The organism is Stenotrophomonas sp. P5_A9, assembly GCF_056400525.1.
The window spans coordinates 25,631-45,814 of record NZ_JBFULC010000018.1 but is presented as its reverse complement, the minus strand read 5'-3'; the positions used below and the strand labels follow the sequence as shown (position 1 = coordinate 45,814).

Annotated in this window: 14 protein-coding genes; 10 read left to right on the top strand and 4 right to left on the bottom strand. The window is 69.2% G+C overall.

What is annotated here, in order from left to right; translation table 11 throughout:
• Positions 1 to 13: 13 nt before the first annotated feature.
• From AC1DR7_RS08025 to tsaB, 3 genes are read left to right on the top strand one after another with little or no spacing between them, the layout of a single operon-like run.
• On the top strand, positions 14 to 544 hold the full coding sequence (locus AC1DR7_RS08025) for a tetratricopeptide repeat protein (protein WP_256776872.1): 531 nt from the start codon (positions 14 to 16) through the stop codon (positions 542 to 544).
• 37 nt (positions 545 to 581) lie between these two features.
• Positions 582 to 2,645, top strand: coding sequence for a DNA repair helicase YoaA (locus tag AC1DR7_RS08020; protein WP_457317886.1), 2,064 nt, complete (start codon positions 582 to 584; stop codon positions 2,643 to 2,645).
• Between the two features lie 5 nt (positions 2,646 to 2,650).
• Positions 2,651 to 3,358 (top strand): tRNA (adenosine(37)-N6)-threonylcarbamoyltransferase complex dimerization subunit type 1 TsaB, encoded by a 708-nt coding sequence (gene tsaB, locus AC1DR7_RS08015; protein WP_457317885.1) that lies wholly within the window; start codon positions 2,651 to 2,653, stop codon positions 3,356 to 3,358.
• A gap of 118 nt (positions 3,359 to 3,476) precedes the next feature.
• Here tsaB and AC1DR7_RS08010 read toward each other — a convergent pair whose 3' ends face one another.
• Entirely contained in the window at positions 3,477 to 4,364 is an 888-nt protein-coding gene (locus tag AC1DR7_RS08010) for an energy transducer TonB family protein (RefSeq protein WP_457317884.1), read from the bottom strand.
• The gene (gene gshB, locus AC1DR7_RS08005; RefSeq protein ID WP_256776868.1) at positions 4,361 to 5,311 is read right to left on the bottom strand and encodes a glutathione synthase; all 951 of its coding nucleotides are present in this window, start codon (positions 5,309 to 5,311) and stop codon (positions 4,361 to 4,363) included. Before gshB ends, AC1DR7_RS08010 begins: the two co-directional genes overlap by 4 nt.
• A gap of 250 nt (positions 5,312 to 5,561) precedes the next feature.
• On the opposite strand from gshB, the gene pilG reads away from it, so the two are divergent.
• The 7 genes from pilG to AC1DR7_RS07970 all read left to right on the top strand — a co-directional run bounded on the left by pilG (position 5,562) and on the right by AC1DR7_RS07970 (position 17,703).
• Complete coding sequence (gene pilG / locus AC1DR7_RS08000) at positions 5,562 to 5,963, top strand: twitching motility response regulator PilG (RefSeq protein ID WP_017356958.1); 402 nt, start codon at positions 5,562 to 5,564, stop codon at positions 5,961 to 5,963.
• Positions 5,964 to 5,981: 18 nt separating this feature from the next.
• On the top strand, positions 5,982 to 6,344 hold the full coding sequence (locus AC1DR7_RS07995) for a response regulator (RefSeq protein WP_256776867.1): 363 nt from the start codon (positions 5,982 to 5,984) through the stop codon (positions 6,342 to 6,344).
• Positions 6,344 to 6,874 carry a chemotaxis protein CheW gene (locus AC1DR7_RS07990; protein WP_478076440.1) on the top strand — a complete coding sequence of 177 codons (531 nt, stop codon included), beginning with the start codon at positions 6,344 to 6,346 and terminating at the stop codon, positions 6,872 to 6,874. Before AC1DR7_RS07995 ends, AC1DR7_RS07990 begins: the two co-directional genes overlap by 1 nt.
• A gap of 43 nt (positions 6,875 to 6,917) precedes the next feature.
• The gene (locus AC1DR7_RS07985; protein ID WP_256776865.1) at positions 6,918 to 8,954 is read left to right on the top strand and encodes a methyl-accepting chemotaxis protein; all 2,037 of its coding nucleotides are present in this window, start codon (positions 6,918 to 6,920) and stop codon (positions 8,952 to 8,954) included.
• Positions 8,955 to 9,048: 94 nt separating this feature from the next.
• Positions 9,049 to 15,888: an Hpt domain-containing protein gene (locus tag AC1DR7_RS07980; RefSeq protein WP_457317881.1), complete on the top strand. Its 6,840-nt coding sequence runs from the start codon at positions 9,049 to 9,051 to the stop codon at positions 15,886 to 15,888.
• Positions 15,875 to 17,200, top strand: a complete 1,326-nt coding sequence (locus tag AC1DR7_RS07975; protein ID WP_457317880.1) for a chemotaxis protein CheB — start codon at positions 15,875 to 15,877, stop codon at positions 17,198 to 17,200. Before AC1DR7_RS07980 ends, AC1DR7_RS07975 begins: the two co-directional genes overlap by 14 nt.
• Before the next feature lie 29 nt (positions 17,201 to 17,229).
• The gene (locus AC1DR7_RS07970) at positions 17,230 to 17,703 is read left to right on the top strand and encodes a chemotaxis protein CheW (RefSeq protein WP_256776862.1); all 474 of its coding nucleotides are present in this window, start codon (positions 17,230 to 17,232) and stop codon (positions 17,701 to 17,703) included.
• A gap of 330 nt (positions 17,704 to 18,033) precedes the next feature.
• Here the strand turns inward: AC1DR7_RS07970 and AC1DR7_RS07965 are convergent, their stop codons facing one another.
• Positions 18,034 to 18,768 carry a 16S rRNA (uracil(1498)-N(3))-methyltransferase gene (locus AC1DR7_RS07965; protein ID WP_457317879.1) on the bottom strand — a complete coding sequence of 245 codons (735 nt, stop codon included), beginning with the start codon at positions 18,766 to 18,768 and terminating at the stop codon, positions 18,034 to 18,036.
• Positions 18,759 to 20,150, bottom strand: a complete 1,392-nt coding sequence (bioA, locus tag AC1DR7_RS07960; RefSeq protein ID WP_457317878.1) for an adenosylmethionine--8-amino-7-oxononanoate transaminase — start codon at positions 20,148 to 20,150, stop codon at positions 18,759 to 18,761. Before bioA ends, AC1DR7_RS07965 begins: the two co-directional genes overlap by 10 nt.
• Positions 20,151 to 20,184 lie beyond the last annotated feature (34 nt).

The following is a 20,184-nucleotide window of genomic DNA, read 5'->3' as shown; positions in this document are numbered from 1 at the left end:
GAGGCCGGCCCGCATGACTCACCGTACCCTGATCCGGTCCGCATCCCTGCTCACTCTGAGCTTGGCGCTGACTGCCTGCGTCACCCCGACCGCGCCGGTGAAGGCGCCGGTGGACACCACGACGCCTGCCCAGCGCATGGCGGCGGTGGACGCGGTGGCCGCCGGTGCCGACGAAAAGGAACTGGCGATACAGCCGCTGCGCGATGCCGAGATCGAAGACCTGCGCATGACCGCGCAGGCCCGGCGTCAGGCCAACGACCTGGCCGGCGCAGCCGATGCATTGAACCAGGCGCTGCTGATCTCCGAAGGCGATCCGTCGATCCTGCAGGAACGTGCCGAGATCGCGCTGCTGCAGGGCGACTGGGCGCGCGCGGAAACCCTGGCGCGCAAAGCGGTCGAGCTGGGCTCCAAGACCGGCCCACTGTGCCGCCGTCACTGGGCCACCATCGAGCAGTCGCGGCTGGCCCGTGGCGAAAAGGAAAACGCGGTCTCCGCGCACGCGCAGCTGGAAGGTTGCACGGTGCCCGGGATCAAGCGCTATTGATGTAGTGCCGGCCGCTGGCCGGCACTAACATTCCTTCATGTCCCGCCTTGCCCATGCCAGCAGCGAAGCCCTCAGCGAGGGCGGTACGCTCGCCAGCCAGCTGGATGCCTTCGTCGCACGCCCGGCGCAGCTGCGCCTGACCGTGGCCATCGCCGAGGCCTTCGACCAGCGCGATGTGCTGCTGGCCGAGGCCGGGACCGGCACCGGCAAGACCTACGCCTACCTGGTGCCGGCGCTGCTGTCCGGGCTGAAAATCATCATTTCCACCGGCACCCGCGCGCTGCAGGACCAGCTCTACCATCGTGACCTGCCACGGGTGCGTGCCGCGCTCGGCGTCGGCCACAGCAGCGCCCTGCTCAAGGGCCGCGCCAACTATTTGTGCCGTTACCGGCTGCAGCAGGCGCGCGGTGAGCCCCGCTTCGTGTCGCCCGAACAGGTCGCGCAGTTCCAGCGCATTCTGGCCTGGTCGGGGCGCACCCGTTTTGGCGACATGGCCGAGCTGGACGCGCTGCCGGAAGATTCCCCGCTGTACCCGATGGTGACCTCCACCGTCGACAACTGCCTGGGCACCGAGTGCCCGTTCTGGGACGACTGCTTCGTGGTGCAGGCGCGCCAGCGTGCACAGGCGGCCGACGTGGTGGTGGTCAACCACCACCTGCTGCTGGCCGACCTGGCGCTCAAGCAGGAGGGCTTCGGCGAGATCCTGCCCGGCGCGCAGGCGTTCGTGATCGACGAAGCGCACCAGCTGCCCGAGCTTGCCGCCAACTTCTTCGGTGAAAGCTTCGGCATGCGCCCGTGGCAGGAACTGGCGCGCGACTGCCTGGCCGAAAGCCGCAGCGTGGCCGGCGCGCAGGCCGCGCTGCAGGTGCCGGCCGCAGCGCTGGAACAGATCCTGCGCGACCTGCGCACCGCCATGGACGGGTTGCCCCCGCGTGGCACCCAGTGGCGCGCACTGACCGTGCCGCAGGTGCGCGACGGCTTCGATGCGGCGATGAGCGCGCTGGTGAACCTGCGCGATGCACTGGTCGGCGTACGCGAGGCCTCGCCCGGACTGGATGCCTGCCACGCCCGGGCGCTGGAAGCGGTGTCGCGGCTGTCGCGCTGGCTGGGCGACGACGCGCCGATGCTGGATTTCGATACCGACCCCGAGCACGCGCCGGCGCCGGCGGAAGTGTTGTGGTACGAACTGACCCCGCGTGGTTTCCGTTGCCAGCGTACGCCGATGGATGTGTCCGGTCCGTTGCGCGAGCATCGCCAACGCTCGATGGCGGCGTGGATATTCACCTCGGCCACGCTGACCGTGGACGGCGGCTTCGAGCATATTTCCCAGCGGCTGGGCCTGGACGATCCGGTCACGCTGCTGCAGCCCAGCCCGTTCGACTGGGCCACCCAGGCGCTGTGCTACCTGCCCACCGATCTGCCCGATCCGGCCGCGCGCGGCTTCGGCACCGCGCTGATCCGCGCGCTCACGCCGGTGCTGGACGCTTCGCACGGACGCGCCTTCCTGTTGTTCGCCTCGCACCGCGCGTTGCGCGAGGCGGCCGAGGCATTGCGCGATGCGCCCTGGCCGTTGTTCGTGCAGGGCGAGGCGCCGCGCGCGACGCTGCTGCAGCGGTTCCGCGAATCGGGCAACGGCGTGCTGCTGGGCTCGGCCAGTTTCCGCGAAGGCGTGGACGTGGTCGGCGACGCGCTCAGCGTGGTGGTAATCGACAAGCTGCCGTTCGCCGCGCCGGACGATCCGGTCTTCGAGGCCCGGCTGGACGCGATCCGCCGCGATGGCGGCAACCCGTTCCGCGACGAACAGCTGCCGCAGGCGGTGATCGCGCTCAAGCAGGGCGTGGGCCGGCTGATCCGCAGCGAGACTGACCGGGGCGTGCTGGTGCTGTGCGACCCGCGCCTGCTCAGCCGCGGCTACGGCCGGATCTTCCTGGATTCGCTGCCGCCGTTCCGGCGCACCCGTTCTCTGGACGATGTGCGCGGCTTCTTTGCGCCACAATGGCTGCCTGCCGACCTGCCGTCGCCGCCGGTTTCTGCGGCGCCCCCGTCCGTTGCCCCCGTGCTGCCCGCTGCACCTGATGAATTCCCCACTTCCCTGTTCTGACCGCCATGAAACTGCTCGCCTTTGAAACCGCCACCGAAGCCTGCTCCGTTGCCCTGTATGTGGATGGGCAGGTGCTGGAGCGGTTCGAGATCGCCCCGCGCCGGCATGCCGAACTGAGCCTGCCGTGGGCCGAAGCGCTGCTGGCCGAGGCCGGGGTGGCGCGTTCGCAGCTGGATGCGATCGCGCTGGGGCGTGGACCGGGCGCGTTCACCGGCGTGCGCCTGGCAATCGCCATTGCCCAGGGCATTGCGCTGGCGCTGGACCGCCCGCTGGTTCCGGTCTCCACGCTGCAGGTGCTGGCACTGCGCGCGCCGGCCGATGCCGACCACGTGCTGAGCAGCATCGATGCGCGCATGGGTGAGGTGTACGTGGCCCGGCAGGTACGGGTGGACGGCCAGTGGCAGTTGCAGGGCGAAGAGACGGTGTGCGCGCCGGAGGCGGTGGTATTGCCCGATGGCACGCGCTGGTTCGGCGTGGGCACCGGCTTCGGTGCGGCCGAGGATGTGTTGGCCCGCCGCCTGGGCGATCAGCTCGACGGCGTGGATGCCCAGGCGCTGCCGCGAGCGTCGGATGTGCTGGCGCTGGCGGTGCCGGCGTTCGCGCGCGGGGAGGGCATGGCCCCCGAACGGGTTGAGCCGGCGTACCTGCGCGACAACGTCGCCTTGACCCTGGTCGAGCAGCAGGCGGCGCGGGCGGCGAAGCAGGCGTCCTAGGAAGGCGCCAGCCACGCATGGCGTGGCTCTACCGGGGCGATCATCCAAGGGGCGAGGGCCGGCAAACGGGCGGTAGCGCCACGCCATGCGTGGCTGTACGGTCCGGCGATGCTGACGATCAGCGGTCGTCGCGCAGCGTGCCGCCGGGCAGGAACGCCCAGGTGCGGGTGACCTGCAGGATCTCCACGCCGTCCTCGGTCTTGGGCAGGGGCGGGAACGGCTGGGCCAGGCGAATCACCCGCAGGGCCGCTTCATCCAGCAGCGGGGTGCCGCTGCTGCGCAGGATGCGGGCGCTTTCCACGCTGCCATCGCGGCGCACCCCGACGGTAATCACTACCTGCCCACCCAGCCGACGCTGACGCGCCTCATCGGGGTAGTTCAGGTTGCCCACGCGCTCGGCGCGGTCGACCCAGGCACGCAGGTAATTGGCGTAGGCGTATTCCCGGGTGCTGGCCGAGACGAACTTGCGGTTCGGGCGCTTGGCGTACTGCGCCGAGCGCAGGTGCACCTCGGCGGCCAGGCGGGCCATCTCGGCGTCGCGCTGCTCGCGTGCGTTCAGCGGTGCCTCCGGCTGCGGATGCTCGGGCAGCGGTTGCGGCTGGGCGCTGGCGACCTGCTCGGTGCTATTGCGGCTGGACACCACCCGGGTCTGCGGCGGCGGTGGGCTGGCCGCGTCCTGGCGCTGCTGCGGCACCGGCGACAGCCCGGCCTGCGGCTGCGGCACGATCCCGGCCTGGTTGTCGCGCGGTCGCAACGCCTTGTCGTGGTCGCCGCCGCCCTGCTGGTTGGCCTGGGCCAGGAAGTCGGCCTGCCTGGGCGTGAGCGGGGTCTGGGTCTGGCTGAAGATCACATCCAGGGTCGGCACCAGCGCGGCCTTGTCGCTGACCGCAAAGCCCACGCCCAGGATCAGCAGCGCATGCACCAGCAGCGACAGCGCCAGGGTCGCGCCCAGGCGCTGCGATTCGCGTGCCTGCAACGGCACCAGCGGCGCGACCGTCGCGGTCATCGCGGCAGACCGGCCTCGATCGCATCGAACAGCGTCCCGGCGATGTTCAGCCCGAACTGGGCGTCCAGCTCGCGCACGCAGGTCGGGCTGGTGACGTTCACTTCGGTCAGGTAATCGCCGATCACGTCCAAGCCGACGAAGCGCATCCCGCGGCGCTTCATCTCCGGGCCGACCTGGGCGGCGATCCAGCGGTCGCGCTCGCTCAGCGGGCGGCCTTCGCCGCGGCCGCCGGCGGCCAGGTTGCCGCGGAACTCGTCGCCCTGCGGGATCCGGGCCAGACAGTAGTCCACCGGCTCGCCATCCACCAGCAGGATGCGCTTGTCGCCGGCGGTGATGTCCGGGATGAACTTCTGCGCCAGGGCCAGCGTGCGCTCGCCGTCGGTCAGGGTTTCCAGGATCACGTTGAGGTTGGGATCGCCGGTGCCGCTGCGGAAGATCGAGCGCCCGCCCATGCCGTCCAGCGGCTTGAGCACGGCCTGGCCGTGTTCCAGCACGAACGCCTTCAGGTCGGCGTTGCGGCGGCTGACCAGGGTCGGCGGGCAGCACTGCGGAAACAGCAGCGCAGCCAGCTTTTCGTTGAAATCGCGCAGCCCCTGCGGATCGTTGACCACCAGCGCGCCGGCCTGCTGGGCCACGCTCAATACATGGGTGTCGTAGATGAATTCGGCATCCACCGGCGGGTCCTTGCGCATCAGCACGACCTGGCCGGGGCCGAACACGGTCTGGCTGAATTCGCCCAGGCTGAACCAGTCGGCCTTGTCCTCGCGCACCTGCAGCGGGGCGGTGCGGGCCACCGCCTGGCCGTCGCGCAGGGCCAGCCCACCGGGGCTGACGTAGTGCAGGGCGTGGCCGCGGCGCTGGGCTTCCAGCAGCATCGCGAAGGTGGTGTCCTTGGCAATCTTGATATGGGCGATGGGGTCCATCACCACGATGACGTTCAACGGCATGGTCGCAACCTGGCGGGCAGGGCGATGATGGTAGCCGCAACCGCGCCCGCCTGCCTGCCCCGGACCGGTGCAACGCAGTGTCCGGCGGCCGGCCCGGTTTGCGCAAAACCGGCGCCGGCCGTCACCGCCGACCCGCCTGCGGCTTGGCTGAAGTGGCCGCGCTTGAAGCCTGCGCCGGAAGTGCGATATAGATACGCTTTCGCAGCGGCGCCGGACCAAAGCAGAAGCGTCGCGCGCTCGGGGAAAGGTAATGACTGAAAACATGGCTGCGGGTGGGGAACTCGCAGGGCTCAGGGTCATGGTCATCGATGATTCGAAGACCATTCGCAGGACCGCCGAAACACTGCTCAAGCGCGAAGGCTGCGAGGTGGTGACCGCGACCGATGGTTTCGAGGCGTTGGCCAAGATCGCCGACCAACAGCCGCAGATCATCTTCGTGGACATCATGATGCCGCGTCTTGACGGGTATCAGACCTGTGCGCTGATCAAGGGAAATCAGCTGTTCAAGTCGACCCCGGTGATCATGCTGTCCTCCAAGGACGGCCTGTTCGACAAGGCGCGCGGCCGCATCGTCGGCTCGGAGCAGTACCTGACCAAGCCTTTCACGCGTGAAGAACTGCTGGGTGCCATCCGCACATACGTCAACGCCTGACCAGGGGGGAAAGGCACAATGGCTCGAATCGTTCTGATCGAGGATTCACCGACCGACCGTGCGGTGTTCACGCAGTGGTTGACCAAGGCCGGGCATGAGGTTCTCGAAGCGGACAACGCCGAGGACGGGCTGGTGCTCGTCCGCGAGCAATCGCCGCAGCTGGTCCTGATGGACGTGGTGCTGCCGGGCATGAGTGGCTTCCAGGCGACCCGCGCGATGGCGCGCGACGCGGCGACAAAGCACATCCCGGTGGTCATCGTCAGCACCAAGGCGATGGAAACCGACAAGGCGTGGGGGCTGCGCCAGGGGGCCGCCGACTACATCGTCAAACCACCGCGCGAGGAGGACCTGATCGCGCGGATCAACGAGTTGGTGGTCTGATGCGTTCTCCTTTCGACATCCTCGAAGTCTACGAACGGCGCAGCCTGGCCCACGCCGTGCAGCTGCCCGAACGGCAGTTCGCGCAGGACCTGTGGCGTGGCGTCGGCTACCGGGTGGGCAAGCGGCATCTGGTCTCGGATTTCCGCGAAGTGGTGGAAATCGTGCCGATGCCGCCGATCACCCCGGTCCCCGGCGCACAGCCGTGGCTGCTGGGCGTGGGCAACCTGCGCGGCAATCTGTTCCCGGTGGTGGACCTGAAGTACTTCCTGGAAGGCGAGYGCACCGTGCAGCAGGAAGGCCAGCGCGTGTTGATCATGCGCCAGGCCGGCGGCGACGTCGCCCTGACCATCGATGAACTGTTTGGCCAACGCAGCTTCGAGCAGAACCAGGACATCGCCGTCGGCGACCTGGCCAGTGGTCGCTATGCGCACTTCATCGACCGCGCCTTCCACGGCGACGGTCACGACTGGGGCGTGTTCTCGCTGTCGCTGCTGTCGCGTACTCCCGAATTCAGGCAGGCCGCAGCCTGATCGCTGCTGCCTGTCTCACCGCATTGAAGATCGAGGTTGAACGATGAGTACTGCTTCGGAATCCGCCAAGGCCGGCAAGCTCGGGTCGGTGGGAACCAATTTCTGGCTCGGCCTGCTGGCCCTGTCGATGATCGTGTTCGGCGTCAATACCGGCGTGGCCACCTGGCAGGGCAGTCGCCTGGCCGGCGCCAGTACCGGCGCGGCCGACCTGCAGGTGTTGTCCCAGCAGCTGGCCAACCAGGGCCGTGAGGCGGTGCTGGGCAACGCGCAGGCCTTCACCGCGTTCAAGGAAACCAAGACCCGCATCGAAAGCACGGTGAGCAGCCTGCAGGGCCGCTACGGCAGCGAAGCGAACGTGTCCGGTCCACTCAGCCAGCTCAGCCAGACCTGGGAGCCGCTCGGCAAGAGCGCCGCCCAGCTGGTGGCCAGTGAGCCGGCCGTGCTGGCCCTGGCCGGCAACGCCAACAACTTCGTCAATGGCGTGCCGGCACTGCAGGCACAGCTCAATGAAGTGGTCCGCGCGATGTCGGCCGGTGGCGCGCCTGCCTCGCAGGTGTACAACGCGCTGCAGCAGGTCGTGGTGGTCGGCTCCATGGCCCGCCGCGTGACCGAAATGCGCGCCGGTGGCGGCGGTGCCGCCGCGGCAGGCGACGCGCTGGCCCGCGACTCGGTGGTGTTCACCCAGGTGCTGGATGCGCTGCGCAATGGCAACGAAGAGCTGGGCATCGCCCCGGTCCGCAATGCCGGTGCACTGGCGGCGCTGGAACAGTCCCAGAAGCAGTGGGACACCATGAAGAAGGACGCCGATGCGATCCTGGCCAGCTCGCGCCAGCTGTTCTCGGCGCAGTCCTCGGCCGCGGCACTGACCGGCGGCGCGACCAGGATGCTGGATGACAGCAAGAAGCTGTTCGAAGCGTTTTCCTCGTTCGGCTCGGTGCGGGATACGCGTCTGTTCCCGAACTTCTGGCTGGGCGTGATCTCCGGCGCGCTGTCGCTGATCGCCATCATCGGCTTCGTCAGCAGCACCGTGCGCAGCCGCTCGCGCGAGCAGGACCTGCGTTACCAGACCCAGGTGGAATTCAACAGCCGCAACCAGCAGGCCATCATGCGGCTGCTGGACGAAATCAGCTCGCTGGGTGAAGGCGACCTGACGGTGAAGGCCTCGGTGACCGAGGACATGACCGGCGCGATCGCCGACGCCATCAATTACGCCGTGGACGAACTGCGCCACCTGGTGACCACGATCAACGACACCTCGGCCAAGGTCGCGCTGTCCACCCAGGAAACCCAGGCCACGGCCATGCAGCTGGCCGAAGCGGCCGGCCACCAGGCCAACCAGATCACCTCGGCCTCGGACCGCATTGGCGAAATCGCGTCGAGCATCGAACAGGTGTCGCGCAACTCGGCCGAATCGGCCGACGTGGCACAGCGCTCGGTGGTGATCGCCGCCGAAGGCGCCGGCGTGGTCCGCGAGACCATCCAGGGCATGGACCAGATCCGCGACCAGATCCAGGAGACCTCCAAGCGCATCAAGCGCCTGGGCGAGTCCTCGCAGGAAATCGGCTCGATCGTGGAACTGATCAACGACATTTCCGAACAGACCAACATCCTGGCGTTGAACGCCGCGGTGCAGGCGGCCTCGGCCGGTGAAGCCGGTCGTGGTTTTGCGGTGGTGGCCGACGAAGTGCAGCGACTGGCAGAACGTACCTCCGGCGCGACCCGGCGTATCGAAGGCCTGGTCCAGGCCATTCAGGCCGATACCAACGAAGCGGTCAGCTCGATGGAGCAGACCACCGCCGAGGTGGTGTCCGGTGCACGCCTGGCCGAAGACGCCGGTACGGCCCTGACCGAAATCGAACGCGTGTCCAACGCGCTCAACAACCTCATCAAGAACATCTCGATCGCCGCCCAGCAGCAGTCGTCGGCCGCGTCGGACATCACCCGCACCATGGGCGTGATCCGTCAGATTACCGGCCAGACCTCGCAGGGCGCGGGACAGACCGCCGAGTCGATCGGCCATTTGGCACAGCTGGCGGCCGACCTGCGCCGCTCGGTTGCCGACTTCAAGCTGCCGGCGTGAGCCGCGGGCAGGGCGGAGAGGGAAGGAATCAGCAGATGATGCATCGCGAGAATTCAAAGCACGACACGCGCGCCACCCTGCCGGGAGTCCCGGCATGAGCACGCTGCGCGATGCCATGAGCCACGCCGCCCTGGGCTGGGTCAAGCCGGAGCTGGATGAGACCCTGCGCCAGGTGCGCAATGAGGTCGAGTACTACGTGGAGGACCCTGCCGACGGCAGCCGCATGCGCTTCTGCGCCGGCTACCTGCACCAGGTGCAGGGCACCCTGCGCATGGTCGAGCTGTATGCCCCGGCGATGGTGGCCGAGGAGATGGAACAGCTGGCCAACGCGATCGGTGCCGGTGAGGTGCCCGACCGCGACGAAGCCTGCGCGACCCTGATGCGCGGCAGCGTACTGCTGCCCGACTATCTGGAACGCCTGCAGAACGGCCACCGCGACATTCCGATCGTGCTGCTGCCGCTGCTCAATGACATCCGTTCGGCGCGCGCTGCGCCGGGCATCAATGAAAGCGTGCTGTTCGCTTTCGCCCCGGACAGCGTCAGCGCCACCGAGGCCGAACTCGACCACGCGCGCGGCAGCCTCAGCGGCCGCAACCGCGAGCTGCTCGACACCGTCGGCAATGCGGTCAAGGAAGAACTCCTGCGGATCAAGGACGCGCTGGACCTGCACCTGCGCACCGGCGGCGAGCCGGTACAGCTGCAGACCCAGGTCAACGAACTCGGCGCGGTCGCCGATACCCTGGGCATGATGGGCCTGGGCGTGGCCCGTGGCGTGGTCGTGCAGCAGCGCGATGCGCTGCGCGGGGTGGTCGACGGCGAGCAGCAGATCGATGAGAGCCTGCTGCTGGATATCGCCGGCGCACTGCTGTACGTGGACGCGTCGCTGGATGACCAGGTCGCGCATCTGGGTGCCAACATCAGCGGTGAAGACGATCCGAGCGCGGTGGAAAACCGACGCACGGTGGAAGTGCTCGCGCATGAAGCGATCGCCAACTTCGCCGCCGCACGCGAACACTTCGTCGCCTTCATCGAAACCAACTGGAACCATCAGCAGCTGCAGGAAGTACCGCGCCTGCTTGGCGAGGTCGCCGGTGCGCTGCGCATGCTCGACCTGGCCACGCCGGCCGACTACCTGCAGGGCGTACGCCAGTACATCGCGGTGGAACTGATCGGCCGCCAGCGCGTGCCCAGTGGCCGCCAGCTGGATACGCTGGCCGATGCCATGGCCAGCCTGGAGTACTACCTGGAAGCGCTGCGCGAGCGTCGCCCGGGCCGCGACGAAATCCTGGACATCACCCGCACCAGCCTGGAAACCCTGCGTTACTGGCCGCTGCCCGATGCGCATGCCGCCGCCCCGGATGCCAGCGCCGAAGCGCTGCCGGTGGCACCGGAAGCGATCGAGCTGGCGCCCTGGGAAACGCCGGCGCCGGAACATATCGACACCGCCATGGCCGCGTCCGCACCTGCCCCGGGCAGCGTGCCGCCGTCGCTGCCGGATTTCACCTTCGACCCGCTGCCCGATGCGTCCGCCCCGGCACCCGCCGCAGACGCGGGCGATGCCGCCGGCCTGGTGTTTGCCGCCTCCACCGCCAGCGTCCCGGACGCGGTGCAGTGGACGCTGTCCGACCCGGCCACGCGCGATGACGCCGCCAGCTTCGTCCACTTCGACCCGGTGTTCGCCGAAGACACCACCGCGACCCGCTGGGACACCCAGCCGCCCATGCATGCCGCGCTCGACGCGCTGGATGCGCTGCATGCCCAGGCCGCGCCGTCCGAGGCGGTGGAGCCGGCCGACAGCCACGCGCCGCTGTCGTTCAGTGGCGGCTTCGACCCGGTCTCCGCCGAGCACGACGCGCTGGAGATCAGCGACGAGCCGATCACGTTCACCTTCGACGCGCCGCTGCACAACGCCGATGGCGTGCTGTCGCTGCAGATCGATGACGCCCCGGCCACGCCGGTGCAGGACGTCTTCGTCGACGCCGCGCCGGCCCTGGACGTTGAGCACCTGCCGCCGTTCCTGCAAGCCGAGGTCGATACCTTCGACGCAGGCACGGCAGAGCCGGCGCTGGACGTCGGAAACGCCGCAGCTGCTGCGGATGTCGCAGACGCCGCGGAAGCAGAAGCTGCAGAAGCTGGAGAAATCGCAGAAGTCGCAGACGCCGATGAGGTCATCGAGGCCTTCGAAGCCACTGACGCCACTGACGCGAGCGTGCCTGCGTTCGACGCCGATGCCGACGCCAACGCAGCTGACAGCGCCGATGCGCACGATCAGACGCCGCTCATCACCCACAGCAGCACCGGCGTGCATGCTGCGGTGATCAGCAAGATCGAACTGGACGACGAATCGGCGCGCTTCCTGGCCGAGCTCGACGCTGCTGCATCGCAGTTCAGCACCGAGCCGCAGGCCGCGCCTGCCGCCTCGCCTGCGGTCGCGGAAAGTGCTGCAGTCGACGATGCCGACAGCATCGAGGCCGGCTTCGAGGACGACGGCGAGAACATCGACCAGGACATCCGCGAGGTCTTCATCGAAGAGTTCGACGAGGAACTGGTCAACCTCGGCAATCTGCTGCCGGTCTGGCGCGCTGCGCCGGACAACATGGACCGGCTGCGTCCGATCCGTCGCGTGTTCCATACCCTCAAGGGCAGCGGCCGCCTGGTTGGTGCACGCACCTTGGGCGAATTCAGCTGGAAGATCGAGGGCATGCTCAACCGCGTGCTCGACGGCACCCGTCCGGCGACGCCGGCCGTGGTGGCGATGGTCGGGCAGGCCTACGACGTGCTGCCGCAGCTCAACGCCGCGCTGCGTGGCGAAGGCCGGGTGACCGCCGACCTGCAGGCCATGCAGGCCATCGCCGACCGCGTTGCTGCCGGCGAAGAGACCTTCCATGTACCGCTGCAGCGTGCGACCCCGGTCGTGGCGGCACTGGTTGAAACCGTTGAGACCATCGAGCCTGCTGTCCAGGCACCGGTGCAGGCGGTCGAGGCGACCGGCACGCCGGCCAACATCGATGAAGTCCTGCGCGAAATCCTTGAAGCCGAAGTGGACACCCACCAGGCGACCTTGCAGGCCTGGCTGCGCGAGGCCAGCGTGGCCCCGCAGCCGGTGACCGACACCCTGCTGCGCGCGGTGCACACCATGAACGGTGCGTTCGCGATGACCGACGTGCCGGAAATCACCGCGGTCACCGGCGTTGCCGAGAGCTACATCAAGCGCTCGCTGGCTGCCGATGCCACCCCGGATGCCGAAGGCGTGGACGCGCTGTCGGCCACCGCCGAGGCGATCCGCACCACCATGACCGCGCTGCAGGCCGAGGCGCCGCGCATTCCGGTGCAGACCGCGCTGGCCGCGCGCCTGCAGGCGTTGGCCGACACGCTGCCCGAGGCACGCTGGCCGGCGCTGGTCGCCGACGACGAGCTGGCGTTCGAGCAGGACGCGCTGGACGCCCTGGAACAGGAGGATGCCGCGCAGGCCTTCGCCGCAGACGACGTCGCCGTCGCCGCGCCTGGGCAGGACGCGCTGTCCACGCTGCCGCAGGCAGACGGGCAGGGCGGCTACGCCGGGCGGGATGACAGTGCCGATGCGCAACTGCAGCAGGCCGAGCTGGAGGCCGACGCACTGTCGGTGGTCGACCTGGCGTCGATCGACGCCGAGGACGCAGGCCAGGCCGGTGGCGTGGAAGCGCATGTGCCGGAGGCCGATGCCCTGGCGTTCGGCGAACTCACCGCGAGCGATGACCTGTCGGCGTACTTCGACGCCGAGCTGCCGACGACGCCCGCCGCGGTGAGCGCGGACGATGCCGCGCCGCCTGCCGATGGCCCGCAGCCGGACGATGCGGGCGCCGCACAGGTCGTGCACGACGGACTGGACGCGGTCGAACTGACCGGCGCCGAGGACCTGTCGCGCTACGTCGATCTGGATGTCACCCCGGCCGCCGACGCGCCCGTGGTGGATGCGCCGATGGCGGAAGTGGCCGGCGATGACGCGCAGACTGTCGACGCCGAACTCGGCACCGACGTCGAAGCCGAAGCCGACGCCGACGCCGACGCCGAAATCGCAGACGAACCACTGGTCGAGGCGGCCGAGGTCGAGGCTGTCAACGCAGACACCGGTACCGCTGGTGTTGACGCTGTCGCGGAAGAGCAGGCGGAAATCCCCGCTTTCTCCGAGCGCGATGTCGACACTGCCACCGAAGAAGAACGCGAGGCATTGGAAGACGCGCTGCCCTCGACCCCGGCGTTCGGCGAGCTGGTCGACGAGCAGCAGGTGCTGGACGATGGCCTGACCGTCATCGACGCGCCGACGGCACGGGACGACACCGACAGCGTGCTCGGCCTGGATGCCACCCATGAGATGCAGGAGCAGCACGACGAGGCCGATGCCTTCGCCGAAGACGCGGTGGATGCCGATGCCACCGAGACCGCCGCGCCCACGCCGTTCTTCGAACTGGAAGACGCGCCCGTGGTCGCGGCGGCCGGAACCGCAGCCCTGGCCTCGATCGCGGCCGGCACGAGCACGAGCGGCACGTCGGCTGCCAACGACGCGGTCGGCCTCGACGCTGAAGAAAGCGTCGAAGAAGACAGCACCGAGCCACTGGACTTCAGCGTTCTGGACGAGGAGCTGGTCGACATCTTCGTGGAAGAAGGCAAGGACCTGCTCGACCATTGCGATGGCCTGATCAGCGAACTGCGCGCCGCGCCGAACGACCGTGACGTCATCGCCGGCCTGCAGCGCGACCTGCACACCCTCAAGGGTGGCGCGCGCATGGCCGGGATCAACCCGATCGGCGACCTCGGCCACGGCATCGAATCGTTGCTGGAAGCCGTTGCGTCCAACCGCACCGACATCGACCGCAGCGATGTGCACCTGCTGGAACGTGGCTTCGATCGCCTGCACCAGATGCTGACCCGCACCGGCCAGCACCGCAGCGTGGCGATGCCCGAGGACCTGATCGGCGCCTTCGAACAGCGCACCTTGGGCCGGGTTGAGCCGGTCGCGGCCGACAGCGCCGTCGATGCACCCGATGCCGCCCCGGTGGAGGTCGACACGGCCGTCGCCGAGGCCCCGCTGTCCGCGCCGTTGCCGTTGGAGGCCAGCAGCGAAGACGACATGCTGGCCCGTCCGCAGCAGGAGCAGGTGCGCGTGCGCGCCGACCTGCTCGACCGTCTGGTCAACCACGCCGGTGAAGTGGCGATCTACCGCTCGCGACTGGAACAGCAGCTCGGTGCCTTCCGCGGTGCGATGGGCGAACTGGACCGCACCAATGCGCGTCTGCGCGACCAGCTGCGCCGCCTGGACCTGGAAACCGAGGCGCAGATCGTCGCCCGCTACCAGCGCGAGCAGGACCAGGCCGACCACAAGTTCGATCCGCTCGAACTGGACCGTTTCTCCACGCTGCAGCAGCTCAGCCGCGCGCTGAACGAGTCGGCGGCCGATCTGGGCGGCCTGCAGGGCGTGCTGGACGACCTGTCGCGCCAGTACGACGTGCTGCTGCAACAGCAGTCGCGGGTCAGCTCGGAACTGCAGGATGGCCTGATGCGGGCGCGCATGGTGCCGTTCGACGGGCTGGTGCCGCGCCTGCGTCGGGTGGTCCGCCAGGCCGGCCAGGACACCGGCAAGCAGGTCCACGTCACCCTGGATGGAACCCACGGCGAACTGGACCGCAACGTGCTCGACCGCATGGTCGCGCCGCTGGAACACATGCTGCGCAACTCGGTCGCGCATGGTCTGGAAACCCCGGACCAGCGTCGCGCCGCCGGCAAGCCGGAGGAAGGCGAGATCGCCATCCGCCTGCGCCGCGAAGGCTCGGAAATCGTGCTGGAAGTGGCCGATGACGGCGCCGGGCTGGACCGCGAGGCGATCCGTCGCCGCGCCGAACAGCGTGGCCTGATCGAGGCCGACGCCGTGCTCGGCGATGCCGAACTGGACGCGATGATCTTCTCGCCCGGTTTCAGCACGGCCGAGCAGGTCAGCCAGCTGGCGGGCCGTGGCGTGGGCATGGACGTGGTGCACAACGAAGTGCGCCAGCTTGGCGGCTCGGTGGACATCCACTCGGTGCGCGGCCAGGGCGTCACCTTCACCCTGCGCCTGCCGCAGACGCTGGCGGTCACCCAGGCGGTGTTCGTGCAGATCGGCGAGACCACCTTCGCCGTGCCGGTGGCCTCGGTCAGCGGCATCGGCCGGATCTCGCGCGAGCGCTTCGAGACCATCGACGGCAGCTACCACTACGGTGGCGAAGCCTTCGCCCTGCACGATCTGGGCACGCTGATCGGCCAGGGCCAGGCCCGCGCCGAAGGCCAGGCCCAGGTGCCGCTGCTGCTGGTCCGCGCCGGTGAACTGCGCGCGGCCGTGGCCATCGACCAGGTGCTGGGCAACCGCGAAATCGTGGTCAAGCCGGTCGGCCTTCAGATCGCCTCGGTGCCGGGTATCTACGGGGCGACCATCACCGGCGATGGCCGGGTCGTGGTCATCCTGGACGTTGCCCCGCTGGTGCGCCGCTTCCAGGCCAATCCGCACAAGCCGATCGCCCCGACCACCCAGGTCAGCGACCGCGACGTGCCGCTGGTGATGGTGGTCGACGATTCGCTGACCATGCGCAAGGTCACCGGGCGCATCCTGGAACGCCACAACTTCGAAGTGGCCGTCGCCCGCGATGGCGTGGAAGCGCTGGAGCGGCTGGAAGAACGTGTGCCCGACCTGATGCTGCTGGATATCGAAATGCCGCGTATGGATGGCTATGAACTGGCCACCGCGATGCGTGCCGATCCCCGCTACAAGGACGTGCCGATCGTGATGATCACCTCGCGCAGCGGCGACAAGCACCGTCAGCGCGCCTTCGAAATCGGTGTCCAGCGTTACCTGGGCAAGCCTTACCAGGAATTGGACCTGATGCGAAACGTGTACGACCTGCTGGGGATCGCCCGTGTCCGCGAATGACCTGCCTTCGCTGTTGTCGGTAGCGCTGCTGGCGCGGGTCGGTCCTGCCCGTGAGCGCCTGCGTGAGGCGCTGGCTCAGGCCGGCGCCACCCTGGTGCTGGAGGAAGATCCCAACACGCTGGAGCTGCAGGCGCTGCGTGACGCCGCGCCGGGTGCGGTGCTGATCGCGCTGGAGCCGGCGATCGAAGACGCGCTTGAACGGCTGGACCCGGTACTGGGCTCGCCGTCGCTGACCCTGATTTTCGACGAAGCCGAACTGGCCGCACGCCGCGATGGCTGGGAAGCCCAGCGTTGGGCGCGGCACCTGGTGGCCAAGCTGCATGGCCACCACGACGTATTGCCGCCGGGTTCGGAACAGGACGGCCTGCTGCAGCCCGAGCCGGGCCTGCCGACCACGCCGGCACAGCTGCATGCCGATGCCCCGTTGGACTTCCATGTGCGCGAGGCCTTCGACGCCGCCGGCGACGTGCCGGCCGATGGCCTGTACCAGGCGCCGGATACGATGAGCGAGCCGATGTCGCTGGAAGAGGCGCTGGCCGCGCTGCAGCCGGCGTCGTCCGCGCCGTCCGCGCCGCCGCCGGTTCCCGTGTCCGCCCCGCCGGCTGCGCCGCCGCGCGTACCCCTGGGCGATCACAGCAGCTGGTCGCTGGTGGATGATGATGCGGTCGAGGCGATCGCACCGCCGCCGTCGGCACCCGCCGGCGCCGCAGCGCCGCCGACCGATTTCGACATCGCGCGGCTGTCGCTGGTGGAACTGGAGGCCGAGCGCCCCGCCGACGGCGCCGCCGCCGGTGCCGTGCTGGTGCTGGCCGGCATCGGCGGGCCGGACGCGCTGCGTCGCCTGCTGGCCACGCTGCCGGCCGGGTTGGCCACGCCGGTGCTGGTGCATATGCGCCTGGACGGGGGCCGTTACGGCAACCTGGTCAAGCAGATGGCGCGCGTCTCGGCGTTGCCGGTGGTGTTGGCCGAAGCGGAACAGCCGGTGCAGGCCGGCAACGCCTACATCCTGCCCGATGACGTGGGCCTGGCCGTTCGCGATCGCGGGCTGTATTTCAGCGCCGATGCGCAGGGTGTCCAGGTCGGCACGCTGCCGCCGGCCGACAGCGCCGTGGTGCTGCTCAGCGGCGCCGATGCCAGCCACGTGGATGCGGTGCTGGCGCTGGCCGGAGAAGGCGCCTGGGTGGCCGGGCAGGTCGGTGAAGGCTGCTACGACCCCACCGCCGCCAACGCCGTGGTCGCCGCCGGCATGCATGCCGGCGAGCCGCCGCAGCTGGCCCATAGCATCGTCGAACGTTGGGGCGTACGCGAGTAATCGCCGCGCCCCCTTCCAGGAATCACGCCATGAGTTACGCCAGCAACGACGAAATCCGCGGGGTATTGATCCAGGCCGGGCACGAACGCGTGCTGCTGCCCAATGCCACCGTGGCCGAAATGATGTCCAAAGTCGCCGTGCAGACCGTGCCCGATGCGCCGGCCTGGCTGGTCGGGCAGATCGCCTGGCATGGCTGGGACGTGCCCCTGCTGTCGTTCGCCCGGCTGTCCGGGCTGGGCGATGAGCTGGTGACCAGCAACAACAAGGTGGTGGTGCTCAAGGCACTGGGTGGCAACGCCAAGCGCCCGTACTTCGCCCTGCTGACCCAGACCTTCCCGCAGTTGATCGCGGTCCCGCGCGACGGCCTGCTGGCCGACGCTTCCGAGGAAACCCTGCCGCAGGGCGTGCACATGCGCGTGCTGCTCGGCGAGCAGAGCGCGCTGCTGCCGGACCTGGATGCGCTGGAAGCAGCGCTGGACGAGGCCTACCCCGTCGCGGGGTGAGTCTTCGCGTTCGCGAAGGCTCCCCACGATCTGCGGAGCAGATCGTGGGCCCCCGTGGACCATGCCTCCAGATCCCCGCGCCAGGCGGCGCGCCCCCTTGACTCAAGGGGGCTGTTCCACCCGATGCTTGCCGGAGTGCCGGAGTGCCGGAGTGCCGGAGTGCCGGAGTGCCGGAGTGCCGGCGTGCTTCGGCGCCCGTGCCTTCCCCTGTATGTTGGCACCGCGTTTGGCACGGCGTTCGTATCGATCAACGACCCATACCTGCCGAACGCGCACGATTCGGCCCTCCGGTAGAGCCACGCCATGCGGGGCTGCTGTTGCCGTTGCCACTTACCCCAGGTCGCCCAACCGCGCCTGCACGGCGGCGATCGCGGCCAATCCGGCGGTTTCGGTGCGCAGGATGCGCGGCCCCAGTTGCAGGCCCTGGAAGCCGGCCTCGACCAATGCCTGGCGGTCGCGTGGCGACCAGCCACCCTCCGGGCCGATCGCGATCACCACTCCGCCCGGTGCCGGCTGCAGGGTGGACAGGCGATGCTCGCCGAGCGGGTCCAGGGTCAGTTTGAGCGCCTGCGCAGGCATCTGCCGTGCGGCGTCCAGCAGCGATTGCGGCGCCGCCACGTTGGGCACCCGCGCGCGCCCGGATTGACCACACGCCGACACCACCACGCTGGTCCAGTGCGCCAGCCGCTTCTCGGCGCGCGCCGCATCCAGTTTCACCTCGGTGCGCTCGGCGTTGACCGGCACGATCGCCGCCACGCCCAGTTCAGTGGCCTTCTGCAGGATCAGGTCCATCTTCTCGCCACGCGCGATGCCCTGCAGCAGGGTGATGTGCAGCGGCGACTCGTTGTCCAGCGCGCTGGCCGCGTCGATCCGGACCTGCGCGTCGCGCTTGCCCACCACCACCAGGGTGGCGTGGTAATCGTGCCCATCGCCGTTGAACAGCACGCAGCCGTCGCCTTCGCGCAGCCGCATGACCCGCACCAGGTGGTTGGCCGCCTCTTCGGGCAGCGACAGGGTCTGGCCGACGGCCAGCGGGGTGTCGATATGGCACCGGGTCATGCGCATGCAACGGCCTCCTCGATTGCAGCCAGGGTGGTCTGGGCCAGCAGGTCCAGGTGTTCGTCTTCCACGCAGTACGGCGGCATCCAGTACAGCACGTTGCCCAGCGGCCGCAGCACCACCCCACGCTTGAGCGCGGCCGTATAGGCGTGCAGCCCCACCCGCGCCTCGGCGGGGAAGGGCGTGCGTTTGTCGCCATTGCGGGTCAGTTCGAAGGCCACCACCATCCCGGCCTGRCGCACATCGGCCACGTGCGGGTGGTCATTGAACGGAGCGGCCAGTGTGCGCATCACCTCGGCGGTGCTGCGGTTGCGCGCGATCACGTCTTCGCCGGCGAAGATGTCCAGCGTCGCCAGTGCGGCGGCGCAGGCCAGCGGATTGCCGGTGTAGCTGTGCGAGTGCAGGAACGCGCGCTCGCGCGAATCGTCCAGGAACGCGTCGTACAGCGCCTGGGTGGCCAGCACCGCCGACAGCGGCAGGAACCCGCCGGTCAGGCCTTTGGACAGGCACAGCAGGTCGGGCATCACCCCGGCCGGCTCGCAGGCGAACATCGTGCCGGTGCGGCCGAAGCCGGTGGCGATCTCGTCGGCGATCAGGAACGCGCCGTTGGCATCGCACAGTGCGCGCGCGCGCTGCAGGTAGACCGGGTCGTGCATGCGCATACCGCCGGCACATTGCAGGCGCGGTTCCAGGATGACCGCGCAGATCTCACCGGGGTGCTGGTCGAACAGCGTGGCCAGCGCGTCGGCGGCCTGGTGGGCGCGCTGCGCGGCGCTCTGGCCGGGCTCGGCCAGGTAGGCGTCCGGCGAGGGGGCGAACAGCGCCTCGGTCAGCAGCGGGGCATACACGCGGCGGTACAGCGGGATATCGCCCACCGACAGCGCGCCCAGCGTTTCGCCGTGGTAGCCGTTCTCCAGCGCCACGAAGCGGGTGCGGTGGTGCTCGCCACGGTTGCGGAAGTAGTGGAAGGCCATCTTCAGCGCCACCTCGACCCCGGCCGAGCCGTTGTCGGCATAGAACACCTTGGCCAGCGGGTCGCGTCCGGCCTGGCGCGGGGCGATCGCCAGCAGGCGCTCGGCCAGACGCACCGCCGGTTCATGGCTGAAGCCGGCCAGCATCACCTGCTCCAGCTGGGTCGCCTGGTGGGCGATGGCGGCGCCGATCCGCGGTTCGGCGTGGCCGAACAGGTTGGTCCACCAACTGCTGACCCCATCCAGGTAGCGTTTGCCGTCATGGTCGATCAGCCACGGGCCTTCCCCCCGGGCGATCGGCACCAGTGGCAGGGTGTCGGGGTGTTCGCGCATCTGCGTGCACGGGTGCCAGAGCACGGCCAGGTCGCGACGGCGCCACTGGTCGGCCAGCGATAGGGGGGCTGGGTCTGCTAGCATTTCGGGCTCATGAAGACGTTTTCACCAGCTCCCA